Source organism: Singulisphaera acidiphila DSM 18658 (assembly GCF_000242455.2).
GTDB lineage: Bacteria > Planctomycetota > Planctomycetia > Isosphaerales > Isosphaeraceae > Singulisphaera > Singulisphaera acidiphila.
In genome coordinates, this window is record NC_019892.1 from 8,645,396 (window position 1) to 8,658,829 (window position 13,434).

General features: G+C 63.1%; 9 protein-coding genes. 5 read left to right on the forward strand and 4 right to left on the reverse strand.

The features are described from left to right. Positions 1 to 119 precede the first annotated feature (119 nt). The gene (locus tag SINAC_RS33560) at positions 120 to 1,052 is read left to right on the forward strand and encodes an efflux RND transporter periplasmic adaptor subunit (protein WP_015249984.1); all 933 of its coding nucleotides are present in this window, start codon (positions 120 to 122) and stop codon (positions 1,050 to 1,052) included. Positions 1,053 to 1,179: 127 nt separating this feature from the next. Further along, positions 1,180 to 3,366, forward strand: a complete 2,187-nt coding sequence (locus tag SINAC_RS33565; protein ID WP_015249985.1) for an HlyD family efflux transporter periplasmic adaptor subunit — start codon at positions 1,180 to 1,182, stop codon at positions 3,364 to 3,366. Positions 3,367 to 3,672: 306 nt separating this feature from the next. Here the strand turns inward: SINAC_RS33565 and SINAC_RS33570 are convergent, their stop codons facing one another. Next, the gene (locus tag SINAC_RS33570; RefSeq protein ID WP_015249986.1) at positions 3,673 to 4,194 is read right to left on the reverse strand and encodes a hypothetical protein; all 522 of its coding nucleotides are present in this window, start codon (positions 4,192 to 4,194) and stop codon (positions 3,673 to 3,675) included. Between the two features lie 453 nt (positions 4,195 to 4,647). On the opposite strand from SINAC_RS33570, the gene SINAC_RS33580 reads away from it, so the two are divergent. Beyond that, positions 4,648 to 7,029, forward strand: coding sequence for a M28 family metallopeptidase (locus SINAC_RS33580; protein ID WP_015249988.1), 2,382 nt, complete (start codon positions 4,648 to 4,650; stop codon positions 7,027 to 7,029). Between the two features lie 78 nt (positions 7,030 to 7,107). Beyond that, positions 7,108 to 8,589: an APC family permease gene (locus tag SINAC_RS33585; RefSeq protein ID WP_015249989.1), complete on the forward strand. Its 1,482-nt coding sequence runs from the start codon at positions 7,108 to 7,110 to the stop codon at positions 8,587 to 8,589. Between the two features lie 140 nt (positions 8,590 to 8,729). Here the strand turns inward: SINAC_RS33585 and SINAC_RS33590 are convergent, their stop codons facing one another. Both SINAC_RS33590 and SINAC_RS33595 read right to left on the reverse strand, forming a co-directional pair. After that, positions 8,730 to 10,076 carry a monooxygenase gene (locus SINAC_RS33590; RefSeq protein ID WP_015249990.1) on the reverse strand — a complete coding sequence of 449 codons (1,347 nt, stop codon included), beginning with the start codon at positions 10,074 to 10,076 and terminating at the stop codon, positions 8,730 to 8,732. 86 nt (positions 10,077 to 10,162) lie between these two features. Beyond that, positions 10,163 to 11,047: an SDR family oxidoreductase gene (locus SINAC_RS33595; RefSeq protein ID WP_015249991.1), complete on the reverse strand. Its 885-nt coding sequence runs from the start codon at positions 11,045 to 11,047 to the stop codon at positions 10,163 to 10,165. Between the two features lie 148 nt (positions 11,048 to 11,195). Here SINAC_RS33595 and SINAC_RS33600 point away from each other — a divergent pair, with 148 nt between their 5' ends. Then, complete coding sequence (locus tag SINAC_RS33600; protein ID WP_015249992.1) at positions 11,196 to 12,077, forward strand: ParB/RepB/Spo0J family partition protein; 882 nt, start codon at positions 11,196 to 11,198, stop codon at positions 12,075 to 12,077. Between the two features lie 151 nt (positions 12,078 to 12,228). On the opposite strand, the gene hemW is transcribed toward SINAC_RS33600, so the two are convergent. Beyond that, a complete protein-coding gene (gene hemW, locus SINAC_RS33605; RefSeq protein ID WP_015249993.1) occupies positions 12,229 to 13,368 on the reverse strand; it encodes a radical SAM family heme chaperone HemW in 1,140 nt (379 codons plus the stop codon). Positions 13,369 to 13,434: the final 66 nt, after the last annotated feature.

The window sequence follows — 13,434 nt, forward strand, 5'->3', positions numbered from 1 at the left end:
CTGACGACCGATCGCGAGACGCTCCAAGCCGATCGCTCCCAAGCGGACAGCCGTCCGCGGTCGTTCGCACCCCCGCTGCTGACTCGATATTTACGCCCATTTTCTCCCGGAGGCTCGCCATGCTTATCCCGAAAAAAGCCGCCGCGTTGGCTGCGGGGTTTGTCGCCGTTCTTTCGCTCGCCTCGGTTGCCCAGGTGCCGGCACCGGCCCAGCGCTCCGCCGATACCCTGTTCGTCAGCGACGCCACGATCGACTGGATCGAGAAGTCGGACGTCGCGGCCCTCCGCGAAGGGGTGATCGAAAAAATGGAGCTGCAGATCGGCATGCTCGCCCAGCGCGACAAGCCAATCGGAGTCCTCCACAGGGAGATCGCCGACTTAACGGTCAAGAAGGCCGAGTTGATGGTGACGAACGTGGCCGCCAAGAATAAGGCCGAGGCCCAGCGGGATCTGGCGTTGGCCATCGTCGCGACGAACGCGCGACTCAACCAGCGCAAGCCGGGCATGGTCTCGATCGAAGAAATGCGGAAGGCCGAGGCCGAAGTCAAGGTCGCGGAAGAGATGAAGAACGAAGCGGTCGAAAAGCAAAAGCTCGATGAGGCCGACCTCTTGCTGGCCCGGCAGGCGCTCGACGAGCACACGATCAAGGCACCGTTCGACGGCATCGTCATCGAGCGAATCAAGGGCCCCGGCGAAAGCGTGCGGGCCAACGAGGCGGTCGTCCGCCTAGGCAACCTCGACAAACTCCGCTCCTGGGCCTACATCCCGCTCGAATATGCGGACCGCGTCAAGGAAGGGCAGATCGTCGAGCTCCAGCAGCGGCTTGGCGGAACCCCCGGTGAAAAGAAGCGATACCGGGGCAAGATCACCTTCGTCGATCCCCAGATCCAGCCGATCGCCGAGGTTGCCGTCCGGGTCTACGCTGAGTTCGACAACCCTGACCATGAACTCCGCCCCGGCGCCAAAGCGACCATGACGATCCTGATCGGCACCGAAGGTGCAACGGCCAGCCCGACCGTTGGGTCCCGAGCCCCCGTGGGCCTCGGCCGCTGAACGACGCCCCTAGAACGTAAATGACCCATCACTTGAATGGCTTCAGGCCATGACTGATGAGAGTCGAACCGATGCCGATCGCTCGTAGAACGTCCCACAACCGACCCGAGTCGAGGGCCGCCGGCCGATGAGTTCCGCTCCCTCTCAGGTTCCCACAGCAGCCCCCATGGGGCAGGCCGCCGAGCACCTCCAGGTCAAGCTCCGGCCTGACCTGATCGTTCAACCCCAGTTCTACGAGGGGATGACCCACTATGTCATCAAAGACCCGATCGCGCTGAAGTATTTTCGATTCAAAATCGAGGAATACTTTTTGCTCCAGCAGTTCGATGGCAAGACGAACCTCCAGGACGTCAAACGAGCCTTCGAACGCAAGTATCGCCCCCAGACGATCTCGATCGAAGACTTGACCCGGTTCACCGCCCAGTTGCACGAAGCCGGGCTCGCCCAGATCGACAGCCCCGACCAGGCCAAGGTCCTGATCCGCCGTCGACGCAAGAATCAGTGGAAGAAGGTCTGGCAGTTCATTGCCAACATCCTCTACATCAAGATTCCCGTCGTCGACCCGGAAAAGATGCTGACGGGGATGTACCCCTACTTCCGCTGGCTGTTTACGCCCTACTTCATCACCTTCAGCGTGGGCATGATGCTCGCCGCGCTGACGCTGGTGGCCAGCCAGTGGTCGACCTTCAGCGCCCGTCTGCCCGACTTCCAGAGCTTCTTCAACTGGTCGACCATCTTCTACTTCTGGTGTAGTCTGGCGATCATCAAGATCATCCACGAGTTCGGTCACGGCCTGACGGCGAAGCATTTCGGCGGCGAGGTCCACGAGATGGGGATGCTCTTCCTCGTCCTCACCCCGGCCCTCTATTGCGACGTGACCGATAGCTGGCTCCTGCCCAGCAAGTGGAAACGGATCTGGATCTCGGCGGCCGGCATCTATGTCGAATGTTTCCTGGCAAGCCTCGCCACATTCGTTTGGTGGAACACCGAGCAAGGGCTCTTGAATAGCCTCAGCTTGGCGACCATGTTCATCTGCTCGGTCAACACGATCCTGTTCAATGCCAACCCGCTGCTCCGGTATGACGGCTACTATGTGATGGCCGACTGGCTCGAGATCCCCAACCTGCGGATCAAGAGCACCCAGTTCTTCACCTACCTGTTTCAGGAGAAGGTGCTCGGCCTGGAAGTGCCGGTCCAGAGCTACATGCCCCGATCACGGCGGTCGCTGTTCGTGACTTACGCAGTAGCCAGCTATGTCTATCGCTGGATTGTTACGTTCAGCATCCTCTTCTTCCTCTACAAGTTCCTCCAACCGTACAAGCTCGGCTCGATCAGCGCGATCATGGCGGTCGGTTCGTTGGTCCCGCTGGTGGGCATGCCCATCTACCAGATGTTCAAGTTCGTCCGCACCCCGGGGAGGATGCGCAAGGTGAAAAAGGCAAGAGCGGCCGGCTTCGCGGTGGCGGCCATCGCCATCCTCGCCGGAATCCTTCTGATCCCGACGCCGTTACGGGTTCAGGGGACCTTGGTCCTGACGGCGGCCAAACCCGAGGAAGTCTACGCCGAAGTTCCCGGCCGACTGGTCGAGCTGAAGGTCCGTGACAGCCAATGGGTCAAGGCGGGTGACGAACTCGCGATTCTCTCCAACCCGGAGAAGGTCCGCGAACGGATGCAGTTGCAGGAGCAGCAAGGGGTCAACTTCGTCAAGGCAACCTGGTTCGGTCGTGGCTTCGACTCGAGCAGCCGCGCCCAGTCCAAACAGTACGAGCAGATGGCCAACGACCTCGAACCGGTCATCGGGAAAGTGGTCGACCAGCTCGGCAAGCTTACCCTGGTCGCGCATCGTGACGGCCAAGTCATGGGCGTTCCCCATCCCGAGACGGTCGGCCAGTGGCTCAAGCCCGGCAAACCCTTCTGTGAGGTGGGCGACCCGCACCAGCTTGAGGCCCACATGATCCTCGACCAGGGGGACATCGACCTCGTCAAGCTCGGCCGCCGCACCTGGCTGAAGATCTACGGTGACTCAGAAATCACCTTCAAGAGCCACGTCGGTGAGATCTCCAAGCGGAACAGCGAGGAGATTTCCCCCGAACTCTCGAACCTCGCCGGCGGTGAGATCGCGACCAAGCAGGACCCCAAGACGAACCAGGCCAAACCCTTGACCGCAGTCTACGAGGTCATCATCCCTCTGGATAACGCCAACCTGGCCCTCCAACCCGGCCTGCGCGGTTTCGCCAAGATCGACGGCGGCACGCACACCCTCGGCTGGTGGCTCTGGCGGCTCATCACCAAGACGTTCCACTTCACGCTCTAATCTAAAACGTGCGGGTCGCGCTTTGGCCATGGTGGGGATGACCCACCATGGATTTGCCAGGCAATCCGAAAAGCAAGATCCGCATGATGCATGCCCCGGAGGGGCGACCGCCAAGAGCCGATGGGCTGGCTCTTGGCGGTCGCCCCTTGTCTGTTTCTAGAGGATTCACTCCAAGCCACGACGAGCCCGCCCGTCGGAAAGGGTTCGCGGGTGTGACGTTTCTCCCTCGTGATCAACCTGGCGGGCCGTGCCCACCAGGGCGAGAGTCGATTGCGTCAGGCGTTTCTTATGGATCCTGGGCTGGGCTCAACCGACCAGCCAGAGCGGGCAATCGCGACGCACGGCCTCGTTGGCAGCCAAGGCGATCCGGGCAAAGGCACGGATCTCGGGGGCGTCGGCCACCCAGCCGTCATCGGGGTCGCGATGGACGTTCAGCAGTTCCTTGAGAGCCTCGTCGTCAATCGCCAAATCCCAGCGCTCGGCCAATTCGGCCAATTCGTGACGGAGCCCGGGTAGGCTCGCACATTGCAGGGCCGCCCCCGCCGAGAGCGGCAACGAGACCGCCTGCACGTTGGCCGGGAGATAGACACCGCGGCCATCCTGGCCGAGCGCCAGAAGGTTCGAGACCGAATCCGCACCGAGGATCTCAACAGCGCGCATCTGGAGGTCGGTCCAGCCGGTCTCCGCGAGTTCACCGAAGTGATGAGGGGGCACCCCCTCCCAGTCTCCCTCCGCACCGAAGGCGTGATCCAGTACTCCAGCCACCTCGTTGGCAAACGAGTCCTCGAAGGTCCCTCTCGTCCCACCGACCGTGAACGATAATCCCATGAGGAGAATCCCCCCTTTTACCCCAACGTCGAATCCGACGTCAGGAACAGGTGCGGCCCAAGCCAATCCGCGATAGACTCCTATAAGCCGAGCACGCAGGTGGATGTGGACAGCTCGAACTCGAACTCCGTCTCGAGCGAGCGGAAAGACGCGAAACCGCCGGTCATATCGAAGGAGCCGAGATCGCGGGATGGAACCCGACAGGGACATTCCGCCGACATCAAAGCGGCGGCCATCGCGAGCCGAGTCGAGGCACTTGACGCGACGGGCATCGATGCAAATCTCTCGGGTTGTTGTCGGGAAACCGCCCTGTCGATCGGGTTTGCGAGCTGGGGTCTGGATTCGCGCTGCAAGTCCGCGTATTCTCGCAGACCAAACGGCGGCCGACCACGCCCTGAGTGTGGGCTTGCTCCAAACGTCTGTCAAGCATCAATATTCGAGAGGCGGGTTTTTATGTTGCGACGTACGACGCAGGTCGTGACGGGCGCCGTCGCAATCGTGATAACGTCGGGGTTGGCGGGATTTGGGCAAGATCAGGAACGATCTTCCCCATCCCTCGGCTTCTCCACCGCACAGCGCGCGGCTCAGGTCGAGGCCGAAACGCGCGCCCTGGCCGTTCCCACCCCCGCCCGTGCCCGCGCCTGGCTCCGCACCCTGACGGAGGAGCCGCACGTCGCGGGAACCCCCGCCGACCACAAGACGGCTCTCTTCGTTCGCGACAAACTGCAAGAATGGGGCTGGGACGCCAGCATCGTCGAATATGAGGTCCTGCTCAACTATCCCGAGAACTTGCGACTGCCCGACGGGGACGTGTCCGGAACCAGCCTCGAGTTGGTTCGCCCCGACCGGCAAAAACTGCCGGTGCTCGAATCCTTCGTCAAGAACGACAAAGACTCGGTCAGTGGGAAAGCGTTTCCCGCCTTCCATGGCTACGGCGCATCGGGAACCGCCAACGCCCAGGTGGTGTATGCCAACTATGCCCGGCCGGAAGACTTTGATTCCCTCGAGCGGATGGGCATCGACGTTCGCGGCAAGATCGTTCTGGCGCGATACGGCGAGCTCTTCCGCGGTTTGAAGGTGCGCAACGCCCAGAAGCGGGGGGCCGTGGGAATCCTGATCTATTCCGACCCCGCCGACGACGGCTATGCCAAGGGAGACGTCTACCCCGGCGGTCCATTCCGACCTGGCTCGGCAATCCAGCGCGGGAGCGTGCAGTTCCTCTCGCTCGGACCGGGCGACCCCTCGACCCCGAACGGGCCGTCGATCAAGGGAGCCAAGCGACTCCCCATCGATCCGGTCAACGGCTTTCCGCTCAACAACCACTTTGTGAGCGGGTCCTTCGCCTCCGACAAGGCTCGACACGCCGGCGATGCCTGGGAAAAAGAGACCGGCCTGGTCCGCGACGACTATTTCGCGAGCATCCCGGCGCTCCCGATCAGCTACGACGCCGCCCGGCCGATCCTCGAAGCCCTCGCTGGCGACAACGTCCCAAGCGGGTGGCAAGGGGGCCTGCCGTTCGCCTATCACGTCGGACCAGGACCGGCAGAGGTGAGATTCTCGACCACGATGCACTATGAGCTCCGACCGATCTGGAACGTGATCGCCAAGCTCAAGGGTGAGGTCGAACCCGATCGCTGGGTGATGGTCGGCAACCATCGCGATGCCTGGGTCTACGGCGCCGTCGATCCGGGGAGCGGGTCGGCCGCGACTCTCGAGATGTGCCGGGCCTTGGGGACCGCCGTCAAGAACGGCTGGAAACCAAGGCGAACGATTGTTTATGCTAGTTGGGACGCTGAGGAGTATGGGCTGGTCGGCTCAACCGAGTGGGCTGAGGAGCATGAGAAAACGCTCGACGAGAAGGCCGTGCTAATGCTCAATGTGGACTCTGCGGTCGCCGGCACGGAGCTCGACGTCGATGGCGTTCCGTCGCTCCGCGACCTCCTGCTCGACTCCGCAGACGCCGTGACCGACGTCCGCACCGGCCGATCGCTCCGCAAAACCTGGGTCGAGCATCGACGAGCACGATGGATTAGCCAGGTGCCGGTCGACCTCCCGGCGCTGGAGGCGGAGAAGGATTCGCCCCGAGACAGTTCCGTCGCTCCACGGTTCTCGCCCCAGATGGATCCGCTCGGTTCCGGCTCCGACTACACCGCGTTCGTCGACCATCTCGGCATCCCGGCCGTCGACGTCGGATTCAGCGGTCGATACGGCGTCTATCATTCCATCTACGACAACTTCCACTGGATGGAGACGCAGGGCGATCCCGAGTTCCTCACGCACACGATGGCCGCGCGGCTCTACACGGTGTTCGTCATGCGAGCGGCGGCGGCCAGAGTCGTTCCGTTGACGTTCACCCCCTATGCGGAAGCACTCGGCGAGCATCTCGACGATCTGAGACGCATGGTCGAGCGGAAGGCCCGCGCCTCCAGCGCCGATCCGAGCAAGCCTCCCTTTCCGTTCAAAGGCGTGGCAGAATTGAGCCAGTCGATCGCCCGCTTTGCGGACCAGGCGAAGTCGCTCGATCGCCAGGCGGCCGCAACGGCGGCGGACGAAGACGCGACGGCCGAACGGCTGACGCGGCTCAATGACGCCCTGAGCCGGGTCGAACGAGCGTTCCTGCTCAAAGACGGGCTTCCGGACCGTCCCTGGTTCAAGCATGCGGTCTACGCTCCCGGGCTGACCACCGGCTACGCCTCCTGGCCGCTCCCCGGCGTTCGCCAGGCCATCGCGACCAGCAATGCCGAGATGCTTGCCGCCCAGGTCTCCGCTCTCGTCGAACGGATCGATGCCGCGACGGCGGCGATGAAAGATGCGGAATCAGCCGCAAAACCATAAAAAAATACATATTCTATCCTTGATCCACCTCTCCTTCCTTCCCTGCCAGTCTTCTGCGAGACAAAGGACACTTCCCGGATGAGTGAGACGACAACCAGGGAATTCACCAAGCTCCCGAGGGTGCTTGGCCCGGTTCAGGCGCTCTGCGTCATCGTTGGTTCCGTAATCGGTTCCGGCATCTTCATCGTCCCGGCGCAAGTCGCGCGCGACGTCCCGAACATCTCGGGAATCGTTTTGGTCTGGGTGATCGGCGGCATGTTCAGCCTGGCGGGCGCCATGACGCTGGCCGAACTGGGGGCGATGATCCCCCGCGCAGGGGGGCTCTACGTCTACCTCCGCGCAGCTTACGGCGCATTGCCGGCGTTTCTGTTCGGCTGGACCGAGTTCCTGATCATGAGAACGGGCTCGATGGCGACGCTGGCCGCGGCCTTCGCGACCTACTTCGCCCATCTCGTCCCCGCTCCCGCCAACGTCCACGACCAGATCTGGCAGGCCGGGGCCGCGGTCGCCGCGATCCTGGCCGTGACCACGATCAACGTCCTGGGAACCGCCATCGGCGGCCGAGTCCAGGTCGCAGGAACGGCGCTGAAGGTCGGCGGCCTGATCACCTTGATCGTGCTTCCGCTCATGCTCGGCGGCGGCAAAACCGCCAACCTGACCCCGCTCTTCCCCCCTGCGTTCAACCTCTCGCTCCTGGGCGGGATGATGGCCGCGATGGTCGGCGTGCTCTGGGCCTATGACGGCTGGGTCAACCTGACCTCCCTTGCCGAAGAGGTCCGTGACCCGGGCCGTAACATCCCGAAAGCGTTGGTCCTCGGGATGGGGACCTTGATCGGACTCTACCTGGCGATGACGCTCGCCTACCACTTCGTCCTGCCCCTCCCCGATATCGCCGCCCTGGCCGACGTCAAACGGGGAGACAAGGCCGTCGCCGCGCTCTACTGCTACCGGCTCCTCGGCAACAACGGGGTCATGGCGATCTCGTTCCTCGTCATGTGTTCCACGTTCATCTCGCTCAACGGCAATGCCCTAACCGGCCCCCGGGCCTACTTCGCGATGGCCCGCGACGGCCTCTTTCCGATGCGGATTTGCCGGATCCATCCTCGGTTCCAAACCCCTTCCAACGCGATCATGGCACAGGGGACGTGGGCGATCATGCTCACGGTCATTGGCACCGTGCTGATCGTCGCGCCTGCCCCGGGGCCGGACAGCGGCCTCCCCCCAATGATCGTCTCCGTGTGGACCAAGCTGAACCAGACGCCGCTTTACAAGCTCCTCTACACTTACGTGATCTTTGGCGCCAACATGTTCAACATGCTGGCAATTGGGAGCGTGTTCGTCCTTCGCAAGAAGCGACCCGACATGCCCCGTCCCTATCGCGCCTGGGGATATCCGTTCACTCCCCTGCTCTTCCTCATGGCCTCGCTCCTGCTCATGGGCGACATGCTCCGTTCGACACCTGCCGAGTCGATGGCCGGGCTTTTGATCGTCGTCCTCGGTCTGCCCGCCTATTGGGTCTTCTCACGGAACGGTGCCTCGGTCGTCGTCGACGAACCCTAACCCAAAGGACCGGACGAGGAAGTCGAAGCCAAAAAAAAGCGAGGGGCCTGGCTCGGTCGGGCCAGACCCCTCGTGAGGACCCTCAGTACGGCCGGGCCGGCGGTGAGTTGGATTTCACTCCGTCGCCCCCCTGGCCGAATTCACTCCGGCCGAGCTGCGGCCTTGAGCCGCTCGACCGGCGGCGCGGCGAACCGAGGCGGCGGCTGGTTCTCCCGGTGCTCGTCGTCGACAGTCATCTGCAAGAACCCGATGCACATCTCGTCGGTCGTTTGCTCACCCCAGTGAACGGCGACCGGCGGTGAGTTGGGATTGGCCGGGTTCTCGGCCGAGTTATTGAAGTGGGCTTTCATCTCGATCCGTGTTCCCTTGGGGAGCGGGACCGGCGCCATGAAGTCATAGCCCCCTTGCCAGTTGAAGTCCCACTGATCGATCCGGATCAAAGTCACGGTCGACCCGTCGGGACGTATGGCCTTCATCAAAAAATCCTTGCCGAGCCAATGCATGTGCGGCGTCACGGCAAAAAGATGCGAATCCTCATCAATCGTCTTGGTTCCGGTGATTTCGTAGTTGGCATCGCCCGCAGGAATCAAGAGTGCAGGACGTCTGAAGAGTCCAGATGCCGGGGGAATGACCATCCCTCCCCGCACCTGCTTGTCGACCTTGTCCTTGGCGAAGTAGAGTCCGATCGACGTCTGGTCGGACTCAACCTTGCCGCTGCGATGGTAGTGAACCTGGAGCAGCACGTCGGCCCCGGCCGGCAAATAACGGCCGACTCCATTGGGCAAGGGGCGAGCAACTTTGCCCGGCGACCACCCCCCGAGCCCTCCTGAAGGGACCACTCCGAACCCGCCGAACGCCTTGTAGCCGGACTCGGGATCGGCCTCGTCAAGTTTTTTCGCCGCTCCCCGGACGTCGAAGGCCGCCAGCACGTGGTGGACGATTTTCGGGTTTCCCGGCAGGAAGTCGACGGCCGCCACCCACTTGCCTTCGGTCAAGCCGGTCGGCAAGACGAAGACGCGGAATTCGTCCCGCCCTTCGGCAGCCAGACTGTACGCCTCGGAGGCCTTGAGAACCAGGTCGGGGGTGCCCAACGACCAATCCGAATCCCAGGTCCGCGGGGCGGGTGCATCGGTCGAGGTCCCCTCGGGGCAGCCGGCCTCGGCCCAGCGGCCCAGCGTGGCAATCTCTTCCTGCGACAAGACGCGGGCATCCCGGAACGGCCCCCCCTCGTCGTTCGAGGCATGCCAAGGAGGCATTTTTCGGTCGGCGGTCACAGCCGCCAAGTCGGTCGCACGCTTCCGCGCCTGGTCGTAATTCAGAAGCGAGAAGGGAGCCACCTGCCCGGGCCGATGACAGTCCTGGCAATGTTTCTGGAGAATCCGAACAACCTCGCGATGATAGGTTGGGGCATCGGCAGCAGTGGCGGCCCCCCCTCCCAACATCCCAATCGCCAGCGCCATGCCGCAAGATCCGAACCATCGTCGCATCGCAAAGGACTCCCGATCTCTCGAACTCGGTCATCGCTCGTCTCGGTTCTACCCTTTTCTCATACACGGCCGCCATGGCCGGTGTTTCAAACCTCTGAAGAACGAGGAGTTGCGAGCGCCTCCTCAATCGTCGGGATCTGCAAGTCGGGAAAGATGCTCCTCAACTTCGACGTGTCGAGCGAGACGTCGACAGGGCGGGGCTCGGCAAACGTCAGATCCGCCTGGCGATTCGCGAGCACCAGCGCGGGATCGACCCCGAGGGCCATCGCCTGGCGGCGCACCAGGTCGTAACGACTGACCCGCTCGGGACCGGCGACGTGGAGCAGGCCGCGAACCTCCGACTCGGCCAGGCGGACCAGAATCAGCGCCGCGCTTTCGAGGTCGAGCGGCGTGCGAAATTCATCCTCAAAAAAGGTCTGCGACACTCCACCGCGAAGTCCCGCGATCGTCCGCTCGTAAAAACTCTCGCGTCCCGACCGCGACGGGCCATACATCAGGCTCATCCGCGCCACTAAACCGCGAGGAACAGCCAGGACGGCCGGCTCGGCGTCATGCTTCGTCCGCCCGTAAGCCAGGATCGGCTCGGCCTGATCCTCCTCGCGAGACCACGCCTTCGAACCGTCGAAGACCATGTCGGTCGACGTGTAAACGAGTCGACGGCCATGCGTTGCGCACCAGTTCGCCAACCGCGCAGTCGCCTCGGTATTGACGGCACGCCCACGGACCGGGTCGCGGCGCACCACCTCGGCTGAACTCAGCGCCCCCGCATGGATCACGACCTCGGGATCCGCCTCCGCTAACCCATGCGCCACCGCCCCCTCATCCGTCAGGTCCACCGTCCGTAACGAAATCGGGCCCCGCGTCCCCTCCTCCGTGCCACTCCAGGCCCAAACCTCATGCCCCGACTCGACCAGCCGAAAGAGTAGGGTCGACCCAAGCTGGCCACTTGCTCCCGTCAAAACAACCCGCATCACCCGGACCTCCCCAGCTACTTAAATCCCGCACTCAATACATTTCCCGCAAGACGAGTGGCAGACAGGTCGATGATAGGCCGACAGGAGGATTCAGAACAGGCTCGGGTACTGGCCAGGATCGACTTGTGACTGGAGAGCGACCGTGATGAACATTCGCGAACTGCCGTTGGACGAGTTGGTCCTTGACCCGAACTTGAATCTGCGTGATCGCCTGGACGAGTTCACGGTCGAGCGCTACGCGGAGTCTTGGGAGCGCCTGCCCCCGATCACGGTCTACGAAGTCGATGGGCGTTGGCTGGTCGCGGACGGGTTCCACCGCCACGCCTCGGCCATCGCACTCGGTCGTCGAACGATCCACGCGGAGATCGTCACGGGATCGTTCGAAGAGGCGCTCGACTTCGTTTCAAGCGTCAACCTCTTCCACGGCCTACCGTTGACCCGCGCCGAGCGGCGACGGGCCGTCGACGTCAAGCTTCGGCTCCATCACGACTGGTCCGATCGGCGCATGGCCGAGGAACTGGGGGTGAGTCGAGAACTGGTCGCCAAGACCCGGCGCAGCCTGATCGAAGGCAACCAGATCCCGAACAATCCCGGACGGGTCGGTGCGGACGGGAAAACCTATTCCTCGGCCGGCCTGCCCAAGGATCCGAACGAGCATTTGCCCAAAGGGAAGTCGCTCGCTCAACAGGACGATCCGCGGGACCGAGGCGGCCGTGAAAGCGACGCCCCCCCCTGGGACGATGCCACCTCCCCAATGCCCGCGGTTTCCCGCGAGCCGACCGGTCTGGCCCCCTGGGAAGATGGCGACGCCAAAGCCGTCGCGCTCTCCGACCCCGTTCCTTCGGCGGCCCCCACGATTGATGAGATGCTCTCGCTGATGTCCAAGCAGGTGATGGAAGTCATCAACTGGACCCAGGCCGAAGGGTTCACCGAAGCTTACCGGTCCGCAGGAGCGAACACGCGCGGCCTCTTCCAGGCCGCCGTCATCAAGCTCGCCGCCAGGGCCGACCAACTCCGCAAGCTCTGACACCTTCCGGCCCGCCTGAGCATCGACCTTTCGCTCGCGAGTAAAGGCGGGCGGAGAGCCTCAGTTCCCTGTCTTTCGAAGACTGTTTGAAGACAAGGGAGTTGATGCCCCCCGCTCGTCTGGAAAGCGAAGAGCCAGGCGAACGGCTCGCTCAAACCAACTCGCAGAGCACGCTGTCGGCCAGGAACAGCCCTTCTCGGGTAAATCGGACCCGGTTTCCGTCCTCTTCGAGCAGCCCCCTCCCGACATACTTCTTGAGAGTGGGACCCGCGAGTTCATCGAGGTCGAAGCCGGTTCGACGCATAAAGTCAGAGCGATCGATCCCGGCAATCGTCCGCCTCAGCATGAGGACAGCCGTCTCGCGGGCATGGGCCTCGGGTTCGAGCGTTTCGATGGGCCCGGTCGCCTCCCGCCCTTCTTCAATCCGCCGCAAATACGCCGGGAGATCGCGTGTATTCACCGATCGGACGCCACCGACGTAACGGGCCGCCCCCACACCCACCCCGAAATAGGCGTCGTTCGCCCAGTAGATGAGGTTGTGCCGCGACTCGTGGCCGGGGCGTGCAAAGTTGGAGATTTCGTACATCAGCAGCCCAGCCTGCCGCAAGCGGTCGATGGTGTGCTCGTACATCGCCCGTTCGGCCTCTTCGTCAACCTCGCGGACCTGGCCCGCTTGCCACTGCTTCCAGAGGGCTGTTCCCTTCTCGTAGACGAGGCCATAACACGACAGATGGGCGGGGCCGAGCGACAAGGCGGTTTCAAGATCCGCCTCCCAGAGAGGGAGCGTAGAGCCGGGCACGCCGAAAATGAGGTCAAACGACCAGTACGGGAATCGCGGCCGGATCCAGTCGAGCGCTCGCCCTACCTCTTCAGGAGCATGATTCCGCTCCAGGGCCTGAAGCAAGCCCGGCTGGAACGACTGCGCTCCCAGACTCACCCGGTTGACCCCTCCCGCAGCCAGAACGTCGGCCTTTTCCTCGTCGAGCGTTCCGGGGTTCGCCTCGACCGTCCATTCCCCCCCGGGTTCCAAGAGAAACCAGCGCCCGATCATCGCCAGCAACCGCCGCAACTGGCCCGCGTCGAGCCGGGTCGGCGTACCGCCCCCCACGAAGATGGTCTCCACCGGCTGAGGAGTCCCCATCCTCGCCATCTCACTCTCCAAGGCGGTGAGGTAACGGTCCGCCAAATGGTCGACGCCGGCCAGCGACGCAAAGTCACAATAACCACACTTGTGTGCACAGAAGGGAATGTGGATATAAGCCGCGCGTGGCCAGACCCAGGAGTCAACCATTTCCGGTCACCAACTTCAAAAGGATTGCCAGCAAACGAGGCGAGCTTGAACATTCCGCAAGCAAAA